We start from the raw sequence: 17,026 nt of genomic DNA on the forward strand, positions 1-17,026 counted from the left end.
AGAAATACCCTTGGCGGTTTTTTCCCTCCGTACCCATACAGACGGAGCGTTGCATTCCGTGACATTCCTGTAACCTATGCTCCCGTCATCTCGTGACAGGATGAGGACTGTAGAACAGAAGCAGGGGCCTTTCTGCCTGCCCTACAGAAGAAGGTGCCGTACCTTACGGAGATGTCATAACTCAGACTAAAACAGTATTTAATTCGCCCTGTCGTCCTTTTTGCCTAGATTGTCCCGGCTTCCTTCTGCCTCTGGAATAAAACTGGAACAGTCCGACCCATGAATGCCATTGTCATCACCGCCCTGAAGCGGCCTCTGACCTTTGTGGTACTGTCCATCCTGATCGTGATGTTCGGGGTGATGTCAGTCTTCAAAACACCGACTGACGTCTTTCCGAATATCAAGATCCCGGTGGTCTCTGCCGTCTGGACCTATGGCGGGATGCTGCCTGAGGAATTTGCAGGCCGCATCATCTACAATTACGAGCTGATGGTGACCTCCACCGTGGAGGGCATCGAGCACATGGAGTCCAACTCCTATTACGGGCGTGGGATCGTGACGATCTTCTTCCAGCCCGGGTCTGAGATTGGCGAGGCAGAGGCGGAAGTCACCGCCATTTCCCAGACCGTCATCAAGCAGCTGCCGGTGAACATCCCGGCCCCGATGATCATGCGGCTGGATGCGTCTTCCGTTCCAGTCATCTCGCTACAGATCACCTCGGACAAGCAGACGCCGTCCGACCTCTACAAGCTGGCGATGATCCGTGTCCGTCCGCTTCTGGTCACCGTCGAGGGGGCCGTGGTGCCGCATCCCTATGGCGGGATGGACAGCTTCGTGATGGTCACGCTGAACCAGGACCAGCTGCGGGCGCACCATCTCTCGGCCATGGACGTGCAGAACGCCATGCATGACCAGAACATCGTCCTGCCCGCCGGTGACCAGAAGATCGACGCCGTGGACTGGATGGTGCAGACCAACGCCACCCCCAAGAGCATGAAGGCCATCGGCAACATTCCGGTCAAACGGGTGGGCAATGCAGTGATCTACGTTCACGACGTGGCGGACGTCTATCGTGGCGGCCATCCGCAGACAAACCTCGTGCTCGTGAAGGGACGTCAGGGCGTCGAGGTCGTCGTCATGAAGAGCGGCGAAGCCTCCACGCTGGACGTGGTGGATGGCGTAAAGAAGGCCCTCCCCCGCCTGCGGGCCGTGCTACCGGATGACGTGAAGGTCAGCATCCTGACCGACGCCTCCATCTTCGTGAAGGACGCCATCAAGGACGTGGTGCGGGAGATGGTCACCGCTGCCTTCCTGACCGGCATCGTGGTGCTGCTCTTCCTCGGCTCGTGGCGGTCCACCGTCATCATCGCCACCTCCATCCCACTGGCCATTCTCTGCTCGGTCATCGGGCTGAGCTGGGCCGGGGAATCCATCAACGTGATGACACTGGGCGGGCTGGCCCTGGCGGTCGGCATCCTCGTGGACGACGCCACGGTGATGATCGAGAACATCGACACCCATCTCGAGATGGGCAAGGAGCTTGAACCTGCCATCATCGATGCCGCCAACCAGATCGTGACGGCGACCTTCGTCTCCACCACCTGCATCTGCATCGTGTGGCTGCCCCTGTTCGAGCTGGACGGCGTGGCCGGTTACCTCTTCCGACCGATGGCGGAAGCCATCATCTTCGCCATGATCGCCTCCTTTGTCCTCTCCCGGACGCTGGTCCCGACCATGGCAAAATATCTGCTGGCCAATCATGGTCACGGCCATGACATCCCGGACAGGGAGCAGCATACTGCCGATGCCAACGCTGCTGCCGTGGCGGCCGGTCACCCGGCCAACCGTGGCGACGGGACGGACAGCCACAACCATTCCGCTCCCCTGCCACCACGCAGCGGTGTCATGGGCTTCTTCATCCGCTTCCAGCGGGGCTTTGAGGAAAAGTTCAACAGCTTCCGGGACGGCTATTACGCCATTCTGGTCCGCTGTGTGGAGCAGCGCAAACTGTTTGTCGGCATCTTCCTCGGCCTTTCCGTCCTGTCATTGGGGCTTTACTTCACGGCCGGGCGGGACTTCTTCCCGGAGACGAAGTCCAACGCCCTCCAGATGCACATGCGGGCCCCGCTGGGTACCCGTATCGAGGTTGCGGGCCGCATTGCCGCTCTGGTCTCCGACCGCATCGAGCAGGACCTGCCCGGCCAGGTGGAAGAGATCGTCAGCAACTGCGGCCTGCCGGAAGGGGCGCACAACCAGGCCTTCATCCCGACACCGACCATCGGGACGCAGGACTGCGACCTGACCATCGCCCTGAAAAACGAGGCCTCCCCCGTGTGGGATTATCGTGCCCTGCTGCGCAAGGACCTCTCCGCCCGCTTCCCCGGGACGGTCTTCACCTTCCAGCCGGCGGACCTGACGGCGAAGATCCTCAATTTCGGCTCTCCCGCACCGATCGACATCCAGATCAACGGGCCGGACATTGCCGACAATTATGACTATGCCCGCAAGATCATGACCCGCCTGCGGCACATCCCGGGGGCTGCCGATGTCGTCATCCAGCAGACGATGAAGACACCGACACTGATGATCCGTGGCAACCGGACCTTCAGCCAGGCCACCGGCCTGACCGAGGCCGACCTCGCCAACAACCAGCTGATGACGCTCTCCGGTTCCAGCACGGTGGACCCGCAGTTCTGGCTCGACCCCAGCAACGACGTCACATTCCCGCTGAACACCTACGTCTCGCAGGACCAGCTGACGCATCTGAGCGACCTGCTGACCATTCCGGTGGACAAGGGCGACGGCAACCCGACCGGTACGGGCGACCAGCTTCTGGGCAGCATCAGCACCGTCGTGCCGACCGGCACGCCGGGTGAGGTGTCCCACTTCAACTCCATGCCGGAGGTGGACATCTACGTCTCCACCGAAGGACGGGACCTCGGGGCCGTGCTGACGGACGTCAAGAAAGTCATCAGCGACACGAAATCCCTGCTGCCCAAGACGGCCGCAACGGAGATTCATGGGGCCGCCGTGACCATGTACGGAGCCTATGGCCAGCTCATCATCGGGCTGATGGTTTCCATCGTGCTGATCTACCTGCTGATCGTCGTCAACTTCCAGTCCTGGATGGACCCGTTCATCATCATCACCGCCCTGCCCGGCGCACTGGCCGGGATCGCCTGGGCCCTGTTCCTGACCGGGACACGCCTGTCCGTCCCGGCCCTGACAGGGGCCATCATGTGCATGGGGACGGCCACGGCCAACTCCATCCTCGTGGTGTCCTTCGCCAGGGAGCGGATCGAGCTGCATGGTGATGCCCTCCGGGCAGCAACGGAAGCCGGGCGGGAGCGCATCCGCCCCGTGCTGATGACCGCCCTTGCCATGGTAGTGGGGATGATCCCCATGGCCACCTCCAACTCCACCAATGCCCCACTGGGCCGGGCCGTGATTGGCGGGCTGATTGTCGCCACGCTGTCCACGCTGCTCTTCGTTCCCTGTGTCTATGCAATCATCCACAACCGTACTGCGCGTCATAAGGAGACCGTCTGATGGCCAGCATGTCCCGCAAACACAAATTACTGCTCGGCCTGATCGCCCTGGCGCTGGGCCTCTACATCATCGTGCTGCTGCTCGGCCGCATGGCCCACAACGCCCACCTGCATGACGTGGCGGAGCAGAGTGCCGTGCCCAACGTGGCCATCATCCTGCCCCACAAGGCGGACAGCAAGGTGAGCCTCACGCTCCCCGGCACGATTGATGCCTGGTATCAGGCGCCGATCTATGCGCAGGTCTCCGGTTACGTGAAGATGTGGTACAAGGATTACGGTGCCGTCGTCCATCAGGGTGATGTGCTGGCCGAAATCAACGCCCCGGCACTGGATGCCCAGTACGCCCAGGCCCTGGCAGACCTTGATGCCCAGAAGGCCAAGTACAATCTGGCCTCCGTGACGGCCAACCGCTGGCGGGCCATGGGGCACTCCCAGGCCGTTTCCGGGCAGTCCGTCTCCGTCGCCACGGCGGATGAACAGGCCGCCTACGCCAAGATGGAAGCAGCCCAGCGCAATGTGGACCACTTCGCCGCCCTGGAGAAGTTCAAGCAGATCGTGGCTCCGTTCGATGGTGTCGTGACGGCCCGCTCCATCAATGTGGGTGACTATGTCAACAGCGGGGGCGGGCAGCTCAACGCCGCTGGTGGGGCCTCCGAACTCTTCACCGTGGCGGACACGCACCGCCTGCGTCTCTTCATCTCCGTGCCGGAAATCTTCTCCTACATGCTGACGGACGGGCTGACGGCGGAGGTCCACGTGCCGCAGTATCCGGACCGCATCTTCACGGCCAAGTTCCTGACGGCATCCCTCGGCTATGACCCCAACACGAGAACGGCCGTCTCCGAATTCACGCTGGACAATGCCGACCACGCCCTCTGGCCGGGGACCTTCGCCTCTGTCTCGCTGAAAGCCAACAATAATGCCTCCCACCTGCTGAAGATTCCCACGGGGTCCCTCGTCTTTCAGGAAAAAGGAATGCAGGTGGCAACCGTGGACCAGAAGAACACCGTCCACTTCAAGAACATCCGTGTCGGCAAGATGGCGGACAGCTCCACCGAGGTTCAGGCAGGCATCACGGCGGATGACCGCATCATCAACAACCCGCCCGCCGACCTTCTGGAAGGCGACCCCGTCCACATCGTGACACCGGCCCGGGGCTATAACCAGAGCGGCTGGGAAGAATCCGGAGATGATGACTGATGACCACCATGATCTCTGACCGTTCTTCCTCCATGAAGAAGACCCGCCGCAGGCTGGGCCGTCTTGCCCGCCGGGCTGCCCTCGGTGGCAGCCTGCTGGCCCTGACGGGCCTCGGTGCCTGCGACCTCGCCCCACGCTACGAACCGCCGCATTTTGTCGTGCCGGACAGCTGGCAGGGACAGGCCCCCTTCGCCGTGGCGCAGCCCGCCGATGCCACCCTCCCCAGTGACTGGTGGACGCTCTTTCATGATCCGCTGCTGAACGAGCTGGAAGACCGGGCCATTGCCGAGAATGGTGACCTCCAGGCCGCCGCCGAGCGTTTCCTTCAGGCCCGCTCCCTCGTGGCCAAAGCCCGGGCGGACCTGCTCCCGCATCTTAGCCTTGATGCAGGCGGGTCAGACAACAAGCAGTCGGCAGACAGGCTCTTCCGCAACGGGGCCACGCTGACCCAGACGCAGGAAGAATATGCCGGTCTGGCCTCGTGGGAGCCGGACATCTGGTCCGCCATCCGCAACCGTGTCCGCATGAACCGGCAGGCCGCCCAGCAGGAGGCCGCCCGCTTCGCCATGGCACGGCTGAGCCTGGAGGCCGAGCTGGCCACCGACTACATCCAGCTGCGTGGTTATGATGCGCAGATCGCCATCTACCAGCAGTCCATCGCCTATTATAACCGGGCACTGGATGTCACCCGCACCCAGCTGAAATACAAGGCGGCCCCCCGGCTGGACCTCGCCCGGGCAGAAGCCCAGCTCTACACCACGCAGGCCGCCCTGTATGACATCCAGGCCGCCCGTGAGGTGACGGAACATGCCATCGCCGTGCTGACCAACAGTGCGCCCTCCAGCTTCCACATCGACCCCGTCAAGGCGCTGGACTTCCACCAGCCCAACATTCCGGCGGGCGTGCCCTCGGGCCTGCTCCAGCGGCGGCCCGACATTGCCAGTGCGGAGCGTGAGATGGCCCAGGCCAACCGGGCCATCGGCATTGCCCGTGCCGCCTTCTACCCGCATTTCTCTCTCAATGCGGATGCCGGGTTCGAGGCCAACGGCTTCAAGCTGGCCAATCTGGCCAACTCGCTCTGGACCTACGGTGCCCGCATGAACATTCCACTCTTTGATGGCGGCGTGCATCGGGCGGAACTCCAGCGGTCATGGTCCGCCTACCGGGAGACACGGGACCAGTACCGCACGACCGTCCTCTCCGCCTTCCGGGAAGTGGAGGATGGTCTCTCCCGCACCAACCGCCTGAATCTGGAAAACCAGGCTCTGGAAAAGGCCGTCAATGCCAATCTGGAAACCCAGAACATGACCATGACGCTCTATCAGGGCGGTGTGGGCACCTATCTGGATGCCATTTTCAGCCAGGAAAACACCCTCCGCAGCCGCATCACGCAGGTGGAGGTGGCCACAAGGCTGTATCAGGCTGATGTTTCGCTGATCCGCAGCCTTGGCGGCGGGTGGGACTCCAAGAACCTTCCCACGATGGCCGAGACGCTGTCGGTCGGTGCCTTCCAGTATGAGGGGCTGCACCACCCCAAGCAGGTTGGTGACGTCAATGCCTCCGAACATCCCGAGGCCCATGAGGACCTGACCCATGATGCCCCGGATGCCGTAGGCCGTGGCACCAATGCCCACCTCAAGCCGCTTCCCATCGGGGCGATGCCCTGAGAGGGACGGCAGCTCCACCCGCCCCATCCGGCGGGTGGAGACCCCTGGTGCGGCCCGTCCACTTTTCTTCCCGTCACTGGTAACATCTGATACAGCCTACGAATTAGTTTCGTCACCTGTTGAGGAGAGCATCCAATGGCGCATTCCCCCCGCAAGGGCAGTCCGGCCCGCTGGGCGGCTGTCATTCTGCCGCCACTCTGTCTGGGTGGCCTGCTGGCCTGGACGGCCGACATTTTCAGTCCGGCCGCCATATCTCCTTCCCACTTCATGCAGCGCTTCCATAATGCTGGGGCTCCGGGTGATGGCTTCCGCCGTGCCCATGCCAAAGGCATGTGCACCACCGGCTGGTTTGATCCCTCTCCAGAGGGACGGGCCCTGTCCCGTTCCGGCATCTTCAGGGGCGAACATCTGCCTGTCATGGGGCGTTTCTCACTGGCTCCGCCACTGCCGTATCTGCCGGACAATCCCGCCGTGGCCCGCAGCCTTTCCATGCAGATACGCTCCCCATCCGGTGATGACTGGCGGCTGGCGCTGGTGGATGCCCCTCTCCAGTCCATGCGGGATATTGCCGATGCTTACGCTTTCTTCGGAGCCGCAAAGCTGGACCCTGCCACCCACAGGCCCGACCCTGTGGCCGTTCAGGCCTATGCAGCCCAGCGCCCCTGGCTGAAAACGGCTTTTGCACAGGCAAAAGCCCACAAGCAGACATCCGACCTGACCAACGACACATACAACAGCCTCGACAGCTTCATCCTGACAGATGAAGCTGGAAAAAAGACAGCCGTCCGCTGGGCTGCCGTGGCGCAGGAACCCTTCAGCCCGGCTGACGGCAGTGGCGCCAATGATGGCAACTATCTCTTCAAACGGCTGGTCCAGACGCTGGATCAACGGCCCCTCCGCTGGGACATCGTTGCCACGGTGGCCCGTAAAGGAGACCCGGTCAACGACTCCAGCCAGCCATGGGACAATGCGGACCAGAAGGTAACGGTCGGCACGGTGACCTTCACGAAGGCCTACAGCGAGGATGAAAGCCCCTGTGGCCCCATGGTGTTCGACCCCACCATCCTGCCTGACGGAATCAGCGCCTCGGACGACCCGCTGCTGGCCCTGCGCTCGTCAGTCTACATGAGGTCCTATGCAACCCGGTCTGCCGAGCACAAAGCACCCAGCATGGTCACGCCGGGCGATGTTGCCAGTCCGACCCTCACACAAGACGAGAAGGGCCAGTAACCCATGTCTTTTCCACAGAATACAGGCCATGCTACGCCCTTCCCCCGCCTCTCCATCCTGCTGCACTGGGTGATGGCGGTCCTCATCATCGTCATGCTCTTTGTCGGGCTGGTCATGGCGCATGACTCCACCATCCACTATGCCGGTCTCTTCACGCTGCATCGCACGGTGGGGTTCCTGCTCCTGCTGCTGGTGGTCATCCGGCTTGTCAACCGGTTTGCCAACCACACACCTGCCCTGCCAATGGACATGCCCGGCCCCATGAAGCTGGCCGCCCATTTCTCCCATATCCTGCTTTATGGCTTCATGATCGCCCTGCCGCTGGTCGGCTGGGCCATGCTCTCGGCTGGCGGATACCCGATCACCCTGTGGGGGGGCTGCCACATCCCGCCGCTCATGGGCTTCCATCCCCATCTGTGGGGTGTCCTGCGCTGCCTGCACAGTCTTCTGGCCTATGGGCTGATCCTGCTCATTCTCGCCCATATCGGAGCGGCCCTGCTGCACGGCATCATCCGGCGGGACGGTGTCATGGGCTCCATGCTGGGGCGATAAAAACCTCCAGACACGAAAAAAGGCGGCTCCATGATGGAGCCGCCTTTTTCATGACCAAAGATACGGGCCAGCCCGTTCTTCAGAACGGAGAGTCAATGTCCATGACATTGACGAGCTTGTGATTCACGAATTCCTTGATCCCAAGGCTCATAAGTTCACGCCCATAACCGGAGCGGGCAATACCGCCGAAAGGCAGTTCCGCTTTGGTCGTGGTCGGGTGGTTGATGAACACCATGCCGGTACGGATCTTGGACGCCACACGAACTGCCCGGGCTTCATCCCTGGAGAAGATGGCGCCACCCAGACCATACGGAGAGTCATTGGCGATGCGAACGGCATCGTTCTCATCCTTGGCACGATAAAGCTGGGAAACCGGGCCAAAGAACTCCCAATGACGGGCCTCATTGTTCTCATCCAGTTCCGTCAGAACAACCGGCTGGAAAAACGCCCCCTGGTTAGGCACGGCTACAGGAATGGTCTCAGCCTTCGCTCCCTGCTTGACGGCTTTCTCCACCATTTCACGCAGATCATCCGCAGCCTGCTGGGAAGCAAGAGGAGCGAAATTGGTGTTCGGGTCCAAAGGATCCCCGGCCCTCAGCTCGGCAATGCCCTTCTTGTACAGTTCCACAAAGCGGTCATAAAGGCTGTCCACCACAATGATGCGCTTGGCAGAGACACAGACCTGACCGGCATTCCAGTGGCGGCCGAACACGGCCCATTTGACGGTCTTCTCAAGGTCGGCATCATCCAGAACGATGAAGGCATCGCTGCCCCCCAGCTCCATGGTCGCCTTCTTGAGAGCCTTGCCAGCAGCACCAGCCACGATGGACCCGGCCCGCTCGGACCCTGTCAACGCCACACCACAGGTACGGGGATCATCCAGCACCATCTCCGTGAATTTGTGCGGCATGTAGATATTCTGGAACAGCCCCTTCGGTGCGCCCGCTTCTTCAACCAGCTCCTGGCAGGCAGCAGCACACTGCGGCAGGTTGCCTGCATGTTTCAGAAGGACCGCATTACCAGCAGAAAGCTGTGGCGCCACAATGCGCAGCACCTGATAATACGGGAAGTTCCAGGGTTCGATGGCCAGCACGATGCCCTGCGGCTCATACACCAGCTTGGCACGCCCCATCTTGGGGTCGGAGAGCTTCAGGTCTTCCGGCTTCAGCAGCTCTGCCAGGTTCTCGGCATAATATTCGCAGATCTGGGCAGACAGGATGGCCTCGGCCTTCCCTTCGGCCAGAACCTTGCCCATCTCCAGCGCAGCCAGACGGGCCAGCTTCTCCGCATCACGGCGCAGCAGGGCACCGATGTTCTTCATGAGCTTGGCGCGCTCTTCAAAGCTGGTTTCCCGCCATGCTTCGTAAGCCTCATGTCCCCGGGCCAGGGCGGCCTGAACGTCCTGTTCCGTTGCTTCCGGAAACTCTTTGACAACTTCATTCGTATAAGGATTAACAGTGGCAAATGCCATGATACACCTCGTTCTTCCCGGGTCCCTGCAGCGGAACCTGGGTGTGATATGGACAGTGTTGAATCACTGCCCAAAGGTCGGCTGGGGAGCAACAACACGGACCATTGCCGCCCCCCAACCAGATATTGGAACCTTACAAACTTCTTTCCAGAACTTTGCGGCTGATTTCTGACGTAATGTCCTGATGTTCACCAAGAGTTGTCATGCCATGCTCTTCCAGCTGGGCAATGATGGGATCAATACCAGCACGGTCAATGTCGTAGGCAGAAAGACGGACCGGAATCTCCAGCCCTTCAAAGAAGGCTTCGATACGGGCAATAGCGGCATCGATGCGCTCATCTTCCGTGCCTTCCGTCAGCCCCAGAACACGGGTGGCATATTGCAGCAGCTTGGCACGCTTCTGCTCCCGACGCTCCTTCAGCATGGCCGGGAAGACGATGGCCAGCGTGCGGGCATGGTCGATCCCGTATTTCGCCGTCAGCTCATGGCCGATGGCATGGGTGGCCCAGTCCTGCTTCACGCCAGCCCCGATGAGACCATTCAGGGCCTGTGTTGCCACCCACATCAGGTTGGCACGCAGGTCGTAGTCATCAGCAGGAGCACTGGTGATGCGCTGGCCAATCTCATGCAGGCTCAGCAGCAGGCCCTCAGCGTAGCGGTCCTGCACCATCGCATCCTGCGGCAGGGTCATGTACGCTTCCATCACGTGGACGAAGGAATCCGCCACACCATTGGCCACCTGCCGGGGCGGCAGGCTGAAAGTGCGGGTCGGGTCCAGAATGGAAAAGACCGGGAAGACGTGCGGGTTCGAGAAAGCCAGCTTGTCGCCCGTCTCCTTGCGGGAGATCACGGCAATGCTGTTCATCTCCGACCCGGTAGCGGGCAGTGTCACGACCGTTCCCAGCGGCAGGGCCTGCTGGACCGTCTCACCCTGCTTCAGCAGGATTTCCCACGGTTCGCCCTGATACGGCACGGCAGCAGCAACGAATTTCGTGCCATCCATGACGGAACCGCCACCAACAGCCAGAAGGAAATTCACCTTCTCCTTGCGGGCGACCTCGACAGCCTTCATGAGCGTCTCGTAAGTCGGGTTGGCTTCAATCCCGCCAAATTCGCAGAATGTCCGCTGCCCCAATGCCTTGCGGACTTCACCCAGCGTACCGCTCTTCTCGGCGCTGGCACCACCATAGAGGACAAGAACCCGGGCCTGCTGGTCGATCTGCTCATCCAGCCTGGCAATCATCCCTTTGCCAAAAAGGATTTTTGTCGGGTTATAGAATTCAAAATTATCCATGCTGTCCTCCTTGCCGCTCTTTCAGGCCAGATCACATAATAGACCGGTCATCTTTAACAGCCATGTGAGATACCATTCTCTCCCTGGTCCCAAAGCCTTTAAGGAATCGGCCCTGAGCCTTCATCGGGAACACTCAATAAATAGACCGGTCATCTCGAAAATGAAAGACCCTTCCCGAAAAAAAACTTTCCTGCTTCGAAAAAAGACAGGAAACCGGGATGATTCAGACTGTCACAAGATGACGGGTCGCCTCGAAAGCCTCCTCGAACGGAGCCTGCTGGTGCGTGACCTTGACCAGCAGAGTGGCTCCGAGCCACGTCTGATACACGGCAGACGCCAGATACCGGGCGGGCAGCGCCTTCGTGATGGAGCCATCCTTCTGCCCCTCCTCGACGATACGGGCCAGACAGTCCACGATCCGGGTCGTGCCTTCGGCAAGGATCAGCCGCATCCTCTCCGAAAGATCGGACACCTCCGCCGCCAGCTTGACGACAAGACATTTCTCATTGAGGCAGCCATCCTGCTGGGCATCCACCCAGCACTGGCAATACAGAGACAGTTTCTCAAACCCGGTCCTGCCCGTCTGCGCAATGAGAGCTTCCAGCTTGACCAGATACTGCTCGTTGTAAAGCTCCAGAAGGGCAGCCCCGAAATGCTCTTTCGACTCGAAATAATGGTAGAACGAGCCTTTGGGGATACCAGCTGCCTCCAGAATCTGGCTCAGCCCCACGGCAGAAAACCCCCGCAGCCCAATGAGAGGGCGGGCAGATTCCAGAATACGCCGACGGGCCTGCTCATGCTTTTCTGCAACTGTCATGCTGTAATCCTATCAGGAAAGACCTGTTCTGTCCACAAAGAATAGACCGGTCATTCTATTTTTGGTGCCCTCCAGATCAGATGGACGCTCCCCCGGAAGGCAGGTTATCCTGACCCCCCTACCAAGGACCAGACGACGCCCCGGCACCACATCATGCTCCCTCTTTCCTCCTCCCTGATGCCTCCCGGCCCCCCGTGGCACTACTGGCGGGCAGGCCATCCTGACGTGAAAGAAATGAGCATGGCCCGGGGCACCACGCTCGCCTTGCCACTGCATTTCCATCAGGAAGACCAGCTGGCCTTCATCCTCTCCGGCTGTCGCCATTTTCTCATCGCTGGCCAGCCCGTCCACCTCACGGCGGGGCAGGCCCTGCTCATTCCTGCGGGTACGCCCCACGTTTCGCAGGATGCCGATCCAGCCCGTGTCGGGCAGACACTCTGCCTGAACCTCTATCTCACGCCCGGTCTCCCTCTGGACCAGGCAGACTGCGCCGCCCTCATCCAGCACTGCCTTGGTGACCGTCCGTCCCATGTCCATCTGGCCGCCCCACCGCGCCTTCCCCTGCCCATGCAGGACATGTCGCTCACGACGTCCATCCAGAGTCTTGCCCAACAGGCCAACATGAGCCGGGAGGCCTATTCCCGCCGTTTCCAACGTCATTACGGCTTATCACCACAGACATTCCGCCTGCTCCAGCAGCTCAACCATGTGAAAACGCAGCTGCGGGCCGGTGTCGGCAGCCTTCAGGCCGCCATGGAGGCAGGCTTTGCCGACCAGAGCCACATGGGGCGCCTCTTCCGCCGGACATTCGGCACGACACCGGGCCGGTACCGGGCAGGTCCCCTGCCCCGCTGAAACCACGGCCTGTCACATTCCTTCTATACGGCGCAGCCTTTTTCCCGCCATCATGGCCGGGACCGTACACGGAAAGGACAGACCATGACATTTTCCTTCACGGGGCTGAGTGCCTTCCCCATCACCCCCATGCACCAGGACGCACCCGATGAGGCCCGCTTCGCCGCACTGATCGCCCGGCTGGTCGAGGCAAAAGTCGATTCCATCGGTGCCCTCGGTTCCACCGGCAGCTATGCCTTCCTGACCCGGAACGAACGGGAAAAGATCGCCCGACTGGCTGTCAGCCACGCTGGCACGACGCCGGTTCTTGTCAGCATCGGGGCCATCAACCTGCGGGACACGCTGCTGCTGGCCGAAGATGCCCAGAAAGCCGGTGTCAAAGCCCTGCTGCTGCCCCCGATGAGTTACTTCCCCCTGCGGGACGAAGAGGTCTTCACCCTGTATGAAACGGTGAGCCGCCATGTGTCCGTGCCGCTGGTCGTCTATGACACCCCCGGCACGACACAGTTCCATTTCTCCGATACCCTGATGCAGCGCATCTGCCAGCTGCCGCAGGTCCGTTCCATCAAGCTCCCCAGCGGCTCCCCCACGGCAGAAGAGGCTGCCGCCCGGATGAAACGCCTGCTGCCTGCCCTGCCTGACAGCACCTCCCCCGGCATCAGCGGTGATCCGACCGCCGCCGGTGCCCTGATGCAGGGCGCCCGCATCTGGTACTCCGAATGGGGCGGCCTGTTCCCCCGTCTGGCCCGCCGGCTGACGGATGCGGCCCTGACTGGCCAGAGAGAAGATGTAACCCGCATCGAGGCCATCTTCGCCCCCTTCTGGGAGATGAGTGCCCGTTATGGTGGCTCCCTGCGTGTGATCGCCTCTGCGGCAACGATCATGGGGCTGGCTGGACCCGGTGCGCTCCCCCGTCCGCTCCAGGGCGTGTCCCCGCAGGATGCGAAAAAACTTGCCACGCTGATCGACACCCACCAGCCGGGCTGATCCAGCAGGATGGGCCTCTGATCCCTAGGTCAAGGCCCATCATGTCCGGGACAGCAGGGCTTGGAGATGAGGCAAACTATGGTAGCGTCTGACACGATGTGTCCCATATTTCTTCTTCCGTGATGTTTGCCATGCGTTTTTCTGCCCCAAGCCCTTCACCGCTCCGATGGAGCACCAAAATCCATTTTTGCCGGTACAGCCTCTGCACCGGGCTCATGAGTCTGATACTGGGTATTTCAGCCCCCACCCTGGCACAGGCCGCCTCTGCTGACTGCGTTCCCCTGAAAGCCCTCCAGCCCCCACAGGCCAATACAACCGCACCACACAAACCTTTCTTCATCGACACATCCGGCCTGAGTGGCTCTGGCGCCATGCCGATACATGATCCACATGATCCACTTTATCCTGAAGCCATTGACCTGCCCGACAACGCCCTGCCGCCTGTGGATAAAACAGGCAACTACATTCTTGGCACCTCCCACACACTCCCTGCACAGTGGCAGAACATACAGCTCCCGGAGGGGCGGATCATCAGCTTCACGCTGGCCTCATCCCCGACCAGTGGCTACAATCCCGGCACTGTACGGGATGACCCGGTCCCCTGCACCACCAGCACAGGGGAAGCAGGCATGGTGCATGTCTCCACAAGCGTGCCGGGCGATCCATCCAATCTGACCGTTCCCGGAGCTCACCCGGCCCCTTGGACCCGCACGGTGGATATCTATATCCCCCCCAACACGCCGACCGACCGCCCCCTTCCCTTTCTCATCTTTGGTGATGGCAGCAATAATGGCCTCTATCCGGGACGGGATCTTTTCGCCATGGTGGACGGGCTGCTGAAAGAAAAACGTATCCCTCCCATGATTGTCATTGGCGTTGGAGCCGGGGGGGGCGACGCCCAGGGCAGTGAACGGGGACGGGAATATGACACCATGTCCGGCGCTTATGCCGACTGGGTAGAGGCGCATGTCCTCCCTCTTGTGGAGAAGAAGGCCAGCCTCACTCTCTCCCGCAACCCGGAGGAACGGGCCACCATGGGGTTCAGCTCCAGTGGGGCAGCGGCCTTTGCCATGGCCTGGTTCCGGCCCAACCTCTATCACCGGGTGCTGGCCTACTCTCCTTCGCTGGTCAACCAGCAATGGCCGCACGACCCCGCCCTGCCCGGCGGGGGATGGCAGCTTCACTCCCCATGGGCCGGAACACCGGAAGCCGTACCACCCCATCCCGGTGCGGCGCTCATCCCGGCGGCACCACTGGCCCCGCTGCACATCTGGTACGAAGTAGGCGACCAGGACCTGTTCTACCCCGTTCCGTCCATGCCTGATGGCATGCATGACTGGGTGCTGGCTGGGGAAAACATGGCCCGCGTGCTGGCCGACAAGGGCTATGATTACCAATTTGTCTTTGCCCGCAATGCCCGGCATGTGGATGGCCCCACCATCGAACAGACCCTTCCCGAAGCTCTGGAATGGCTCTGGCGACCACATATGCCACCAACCACCCCATGACCCACCGGCGAACAGTTCGGTACAGGCCAGTGATGGCGGTCTGGCACCGAGTTTGTCCCCGCGTAGGCGGGGAACAGCATCTATCGTGAAACAGTCAGACACTACGCACCGGTTCATCCCCGCGTAGGCGGGGAACAGTCTTTCGTCACGATCCCGGTACCTGATCGCCGCGGTTCATCCCCGCGTAGGCGGGGAACAGGTCTTTTCAGACCTCGAGCCGTCCCTGCACAACGGTTCATCCCCGCGTAGGCGGGGAACAGTTCGGCACGGGAGCAGGCAATGCGGTCAGCCTCGGTTCATCCCCGCGTAGGCGGGGAACAGCTCTGCATGGGGGCCAGACCCAACTCTGCCCCCGGTTCATCCCCGCGTAGGCGGGGAACAGTTTTGAGGTGGAGGCGGGGCTGGGGGCTGTTTCGGTTCATCCCCGCGTAGGCGGGGAACAGTATCGTGAACAAGGTTATTTGTAAGGACCTGTCGGTTCATCCCCGCGTAGGCGGGGAACAGTTTTTGACGCCCGGGAGCCGAAATTTGACCCCCGGTTCATCCCCGCGTAGGCGGGGAACAGAGTCGCCAGTGCGAGGTCACGCCACCGCCCCGCGGTTCATCCCCGCGTAGGCGGGGAACAGGACGAGGAATACGAGCGGGAGAGCATGGGCGGCGGTTCATCCCCGCGTAGGCGGGGAACAGCCGATTTTCCCTGATGGCTCGGCCTCGCTCGCCGGTTCATCCCCGCGTAGGCGGGGAACAGGATTTTGCTCATATGTGCATGATATATGCAAACGGTTCATCCCCGCGTAGGCGGGGAACAGAGTCAATGGAAAAATTAAAATATGAAGTCGTACGGTTCATCCCCGCGTAGGCGGGGAACAGCCGCTGGTTCTCCCGGTCTCTGGCGGCCCGCTCGGTTCATCCCCGCGTAGGCGGGGAACAGAACTCCCCGGCAGCCAGTGTTCTGAATGGCGACGGTTCATCCCCGCGTAGGCGGGGAACAGTTCAACACACAGAACCCGATGAAGCCGATGATCGGTTCATCCCCGCGTAGGCGGGGAACAGGGCGGTCTATCGCAGATCTGATCAGGCGTGTCCGGTTCATCCCCGCGTAGGCGGGGAACAGGTAGCCCTCCGGGGTCACTGTCGTGCTATCGCCGGTTCATCCCCGCGTAGGCGGGGAACAGCAGCCGGAATGGTCTGACGATGGGAAAGTCAGCGGTTCATCCCCGCGTAGGCGGGGAACAGCCCCACTTCCAGCGTCTCCCAGTACCTGCATGCGGTTCATCCCCGCGTAGGCGGGGAACAGCTGGAGGTCCACGTCCACGGTGGTGATAACAGCGGTTCATCCCCGCGTAGGCGGGGAACAGAAGGTGAAACCGAAGCGAAGTGGGTTCTGGCTCGGTTCATCCCCGCGTAGGCGGGGAACAGTTGCCGTAATGAGAGTCCACTGTGGGGATGTACGGTTCATCCCCGCGTAGGCGGGGAACAGGTCCCGACCCTGGCCCCGGATGGCAAAACCTACGGTTCATCCCCGCGTAGGCGGGGAACAGCTTTCTTTTGGATCAGGGGCAAGGTCGGCTAGCGGTTCATCCCCGCGTAGGCGGGGAACAGCCGCCTCATGCCAACAGGGCAACGTGGGATGCCGGTTCATCCCCGCGTAGGCGGGGAACAGTAGGGTAACCTGATTCTTCAGTGCCGCAACGACGGTTCATCCCCGCGTAGGCGGGGAACAGACTTCATGTAACAATTTGTATTATAAGTCTTTTTTAATTGTCAAAGAACTTACCGAATTAAATATAATTTTAATGACCTCGCCGAGGCAAGTCCTCTCCGGCCCTTACAGAAGAAAGTTGAGACGCTGAACAGCCAAAAACCACTCCAGAAAATTTTATCCACAAGATTGACA

Annotated in this window: 11 protein-coding genes and 1 CRISPR repeat array; of the genes, 8 read left to right on the top strand and 3 right to left on the bottom strand. The window is 61.2% G+C overall.

From position 1 onward, the window contains the following. Positions 1-279 precede the first annotated feature (279 nt). From J8Z04_RS00310 to J8Z04_RS00330, 5 genes are all read left to right on the top strand, one after another. Entirely contained in the window at positions 280-3,549 is a 3,270-nt protein-coding gene (locus J8Z04_RS00310) for an efflux RND transporter permease subunit (protein WP_081562917.1), read from the top strand. Beyond that, positions 3,549-4,748, top strand: coding sequence for an efflux RND transporter periplasmic adaptor subunit (locus J8Z04_RS00315; protein WP_192848722.1), 1,200 nt, complete (start codon positions 3,549-3,551; stop codon positions 4,746-4,748). Before J8Z04_RS00310 ends, J8Z04_RS00315 begins: the two co-directional genes overlap by 1 nt. Positions 4,749-4,756: 8 nt before the next feature. Continuing rightward, the gene (locus tag J8Z04_RS00320) at positions 4,757-6,415 is read left to right on the top strand and encodes an efflux transporter outer membrane subunit (protein WP_408610235.1); all 1,659 of its coding nucleotides are present in this window, start codon (positions 4,757-4,759) and stop codon (positions 6,413-6,415) included. Positions 6,416-6,550: 135 nt separating this feature from the next. Continuing rightward, entirely contained in the window at positions 6,551-7,645 is a 1,095-nt protein-coding gene (locus J8Z04_RS00325; RefSeq protein ID WP_192848721.1) for a catalase, read from the top strand. Positions 7,646-7,648: 3 nt separating this feature from the next. Next, positions 7,649-8,197 carry a cytochrome b gene (locus tag J8Z04_RS00330; protein WP_192848720.1) on the top strand — a complete coding sequence of 183 codons (549 nt, stop codon included), beginning with the start codon at positions 7,649-7,651 and terminating at the stop codon, positions 8,195-8,197. Positions 8,198-8,276: 79 nt separating this feature from the next. Here J8Z04_RS00330 and J8Z04_RS00335 read toward each other — a convergent pair whose 3' ends face one another. The 3 genes from J8Z04_RS00335 to J8Z04_RS00345 all read right to left on the bottom strand — a co-directional run bounded on the left by J8Z04_RS00335 (position 8,277) and on the right by J8Z04_RS00345 (position 11,779). Further along, positions 8,277-9,668: an NAD-dependent succinate-semialdehyde dehydrogenase gene (locus J8Z04_RS00335; protein ID WP_081562921.1), complete on the bottom strand. Its 1,392-nt coding sequence runs from the start codon at positions 9,666-9,668 to the stop codon at positions 8,277-8,279. Between the two features lie 133 nt (positions 9,669-9,801). Then, positions 9,802-10,962: an iron-containing alcohol dehydrogenase gene (locus J8Z04_RS00340; RefSeq protein ID WP_043558968.1), complete on the bottom strand. Its 1,161-nt coding sequence runs from the start codon at positions 10,960-10,962 to the stop codon at positions 9,802-9,804. Positions 10,963-11,185: 223 nt separating this feature from the next. Beyond that, complete coding sequence (locus J8Z04_RS00345; protein ID WP_086431560.1) at positions 11,186-11,779, bottom strand: TetR/AcrR family transcriptional regulator; 594 nt, start codon at positions 11,777-11,779, stop codon at positions 11,186-11,188. 153 nt (positions 11,780-11,932) lie between these two features. Here J8Z04_RS00345 and J8Z04_RS00350 point away from each other — a divergent pair, with 153 nt between their 5' ends. The 3 genes from J8Z04_RS00350 to J8Z04_RS00360 all read left to right on the top strand — a co-directional run bounded on the left by J8Z04_RS00350 (position 11,933) and on the right by J8Z04_RS00360 (position 15,129). After that, positions 11,933-12,634, top strand: coding sequence for a helix-turn-helix domain-containing protein (locus tag J8Z04_RS00350; protein ID WP_052348964.1), 702 nt, complete (start codon positions 11,933-11,935; stop codon positions 12,632-12,634). An 84-nt stretch (positions 12,635-12,718) separates the two neighbouring features. After that, positions 12,719-13,621 carry a dihydrodipicolinate synthase family protein gene (locus J8Z04_RS00355; RefSeq protein WP_192848719.1) on the top strand — a complete coding sequence of 301 codons (903 nt, stop codon included), beginning with the start codon at positions 12,719-12,721 and terminating at the stop codon, positions 13,619-13,621. 215 nt (positions 13,622-13,836) lie between these two features. Further along, positions 13,837-15,129: an alpha/beta hydrolase gene (locus J8Z04_RS00360; RefSeq protein WP_192848718.1), complete on the top strand. Its 1,293-nt coding sequence runs from the start codon at positions 13,837-13,839 to the stop codon at positions 15,127-15,129. Between the two features lie 48 nt (positions 15,130-15,177). Then, positions 15,178-16,853: a CRISPR direct-repeat array (repeat unit 29 nt; unit sequence CGGTTCATCCCCGCGTAGGCGGGGAACAG). The last annotated feature ends 173 nt before the right edge of the window (positions 16,854-17,026 follow it).

The sequence above is a fragment of the Bombella apis genome (assembly GCF_018221685.1).
In the GTDB taxonomy this organism is placed as follows: domain Bacteria; phylum Pseudomonadota; class Alphaproteobacteria; order Acetobacterales; family Acetobacteraceae; genus Bombella; species Bombella apis.

Bases quoted from the DNA above. Each gene is read 5' to 3' on its own strand.
- J8Z04_RS00310 (WP_081562917.1), top strand. From the start codon at position 280: ATGAATGCCATTGTCATCACCGCCCTGAAGCGGCCTCTGACCTTTGTG.
- J8Z04_RS00315 (WP_192848722.1), top strand. From the start codon at position 3,549: ATGGCCAGCATGTCCCGCAAACACAAATTACTGCTCGGCCTGATCGCC.
- J8Z04_RS00320 (WP_408610235.1), top strand. From the start codon at position 4,757: ATGATCTCTGACCGTTCTTCCTCCATGAAGAAGACCCGCCGCAGGCTG.
- J8Z04_RS00325 (WP_192848721.1), top strand. From the start codon at position 6,551: ATGGCGCATTCCCCCCGCAAGGGCAGTCCGGCCCGCTGGGCGGCTGTC.
- J8Z04_RS00330 (WP_192848720.1), top strand. From the start codon at position 7,649: ATGTCTTTTCCACAGAATACAGGCCATGCTACGCCCTTCCCCCGCCTC.
- J8Z04_RS00335 (WP_081562921.1), bottom strand. From the start codon at position 9,668: ATGGCATTTGCCACTGTTAATCCTTATACGAATGAAGTTGTCAAAGAG.
- J8Z04_RS00340 (WP_043558968.1), bottom strand. From the start codon at position 10,962: ATGGATAATTTTGAATTCTATAACCCGACAAAAATCCTTTTTGGCAAA.
- J8Z04_RS00345 (WP_086431560.1), bottom strand. From the start codon at position 11,779: ATGACAGTTGCAGAAAAGCATGAGCAGGCCCGTCGGCGTATTCTGGAA.
- J8Z04_RS00350 (WP_052348964.1), top strand. From the start codon at position 11,933: ATGCTCCCTCTTTCCTCCTCCCTGATGCCTCCCGGCCCCCCGTGGCAC.
- J8Z04_RS00355 (WP_192848719.1), top strand. From the start codon at position 12,719: ATGACATTTTCCTTCACGGGGCTGAGTGCCTTCCCCATCACCCCCATG.
- J8Z04_RS00360 (WP_192848718.1), top strand. From the start codon at position 13,837: ATGAGTCTGATACTGGGTATTTCAGCCCCCACCCTGGCACAGGCCGCC.